Here is a 2,932-nt window from a genome sequence, read left to right on the forward strand (position 1 = left end):
GCGAACCGGGCGAACTGAAACATCTAAGTAGCTCGAGGAAAAGACATCAACCGAGATTCCGAAAGTAGTGGCGAGCGAAATCGGAACAGCCTGCTGGTGATAGCACAGAACTTAGCAAAGCGCTCTGGAAAGGGCGGCCATAGTGGGTGATAGCCCCGTATGCGAAAAGATCTGTGTGGTACTAAGTCAGCGAAAAGTAGGGCGGGACACGTGTAATCCTGTCTGAACATGGGGGGACCATCCTCCAAGGCTAAATACTCATCATCGACCGATAGTGAACTAGTACCGTGAGGGAAAGGCGAAAAGAACCCCGGGAGGGGAGTGAAATAGATCCTGAAACCGCATGCTTACAAAAAGTCGGAGCCCTTCGGGGTGACGGCGTACCTTTTGTATAATGGGTCAGCGACTTACATTCAGTGGCAAGGTTAACCGAATAGGGAAGCCGTAGAGAAATCGAGTCCGAATAGGGCGTTCAGTCGCTGGGTGTAGACCCGAAACCAGGTGATCTATCCATGGCCAGGATGAAGGTGCTGTAACAGGTACTGGAGGTCCGAACCGACTAGTGTTGCAAAACTAGCGGATGAGCTGTGGATAGGGGTGAAAGGCTAAACAAACCTGGAAATAGCTGGTTCTCTCCGAAAACTATTTAGGTAGTGCCTCACGTATTACCTTCGGGGGTAGAGCACTGTTTTGGCTAGGGGGTCATGGCGACTTACCAAACCAAGGCAAACTCCGAATACCGAAGAGTACAGCGTGGGAGACAGTGCACCGGGTGCTAACGTCCGGACACAAGAGGGAAACAACCCAGACCGCCAGCTAAGGTCCCTAAAATTGGCTAAGTGGGAAACGAAGTGGGAAGGCTAAAACAGTCAGGATGTTGGCTTAGAAGCAGCCATCATTTAAAGAAAGCGTAATAGCTCACTGATCGAGTCGTCCTGCGCGGAAGATGTAACGGGGCTAAGCCAGTTACCGAAGCTGCGGATGTGCAATTTATTGCACGTGGTAGGAGAGCGTTCTGTAGGCCTGTGAAGGTGGCTCGTAAGGGCTGCTGGAGGTATCAGAAGTGCGAATGCTGACATGAGTAGCGTTAAAGCGGGTGAAAAGCCCGCTCGCCGTAAGCGCAAGGTTTTCTACGCAACGTTCATCGGCGTAGAGTGAGTCGGCCCCTAAGGCGAGGCAGAGATGCGTAGCTGATGGGAAACAGGTCAATATTCCTGTACCGATATGCAGTGCGATGTGGGGACGAATCTTAATAAGTCATCCGGGTGTTGGACGTCCCGGTTTAGGCAGATGTAGGCGTGCACTAGGCAAATCCGGTGCACATATACCGAGGCTGTCGATCGAGCGAGCTTGCTTGCGAAGTGACCGAACGAGGTTCCAGGAAAAGCCACTAAGCTTCAGCTGCATACGACCGTACCGCAAACCGACACTGGTGCGCGAGATGAGTATTCTAAGGCGCTTGAGAGAACTCAGGAGAAGGAACTCGGCAAATTGACACCGTAACTTCGGGAGAAGGTGTGCCCTAGTAGTGTGAAGTGAACAACGGAGCATGAACGGGTTGCAAAAAATCGGTGGCTGCGACTGTTTATTAAAAACACAGCACTCTGCAAACACGAAAGTGGACGTATAGGGTGTGACGCCTGCCCGGTGCTGGAAGATTAAATGATGGGGTGCAAGCTCTTGATTGAAGTCCCAGTAAACGGCGGCCGTAACTATAACGGTCCTAAGGTAGCGAAATTCCTTGTCGGGTAAGTTCCGACCTGCACGAATGGCGTAACGATGGCCACACTGTCTCCTCCTGAGACTCAGCGAAGTTGAAATGTTTGTGATGATGCAATCTCCCCGCGGAAAGACGGAAAGACCCCATGAACCTTTACTGTAGCTTTGTATTGGACTTTGAACAGATCTGTGTAGGATAGGTGGGAGGCTTTGAAGCCAGGACGCTAGTTCTGGTGGAGCCAACGTTGAAATACCACCCTGGTGTGTTTGAGGTTCTAACCTAGGTCCCTTATCGGGATCGGGGACAGTGCATGGTAGGCAGTTTGACTGGGGCGGTCTCCTCCCAAATCGTAACGGAGGAGTTCGAAGGTACGCTAGTTACGGTCGGACATCGTGACGATAGTGCAATGGCATAAGCGTGCTTAACTGCGAGACTGACAAGTCGAGCAGATGCGAAAGCAGGACATAGTGATCCGGTGGTTCTGTATGGAAGGGCCATCGCTCAACGGATAAAAGGTACTCTGGGGATAACAGGCTGATACCGCCCAAGAGTTCATATCGACGGCGGTGTTTGGCACCTCGATGTCGGCTCATCTCATCCTGGGGCTGTAGTCGGTCCCAAGGGTATGGCTGTTCGCCATTTAAAGAGGTACGTGAGCTGGGTTTAAAACGTCGTGAGACAGTTTGGTCCCTATCTTCCGTGGGCGCTGCAGATTTGAGGAAGCCTGCTCCTAGTACGAGAGGACCGGAGTGGACGCACCTCTGGTGTATCGGTTGTCACGCCAGTGGCATTGCCGAGTAGCTAAGTGCGGAAGAGATAACCGCTGAAAGCATCTAAGCGGGAAACTCGTTTCAAGATGAGATCTGCCGGGGCCTCGAGCCCCCTGAAGAGTCGTTCTAGACCAGGACGTTGATAGGTCGGGTGTGGAAGCGCAGTAATGCGTTAAGCTAACCGATACTAATTGCTCGTGCGGCTTGACCCTATAACTTTGATCAAATCGATCAGGGTGTTATGCCAAGTACGCAATCAAATAAAAGCTGATACGGCTCTATGAATTCGCTTGCATGACCCAGTTCATGCAGGCAAACAGTTATGCCTGATGACCATAGCGAGGTGGTCCCACTCCTTCCCATCCCGAACAGGACAGTGAAACGCCTCAGCGCCGATGATAGTGCGGGTTCCCGTGTGAAAGTAGGTCATCGTCAGGCTATT

The 2,932-nt window shown here is 51.8% G+C and carries 2 rRNA genes (1 of these 2 only partly in view); both read left to right on the top strand.

Annotated elements, in window-relative coordinates:
- Positions 1-2,702 (top strand): 23S ribosomal RNA (locus Q392_RS26075); it begins 169 nt to the left of the window's first position.
- A gap of 113 nt (positions 2,703-2,815) precedes the next feature.
- Positions 2,816-2,928, top strand: a 5S ribosomal RNA gene (gene rrf / locus Q392_RS26080).
- Positions 2,929-2,932: the final 4 nt, after the last annotated feature.

Source organism: Xenophilus azovorans DSM 13620, from assembly GCF_000745855.1.
Classification (GTDB): Bacteria; Pseudomonadota; Gammaproteobacteria; order Burkholderiales; family Burkholderiaceae_C; genus Xenophilus; species Xenophilus azovorans.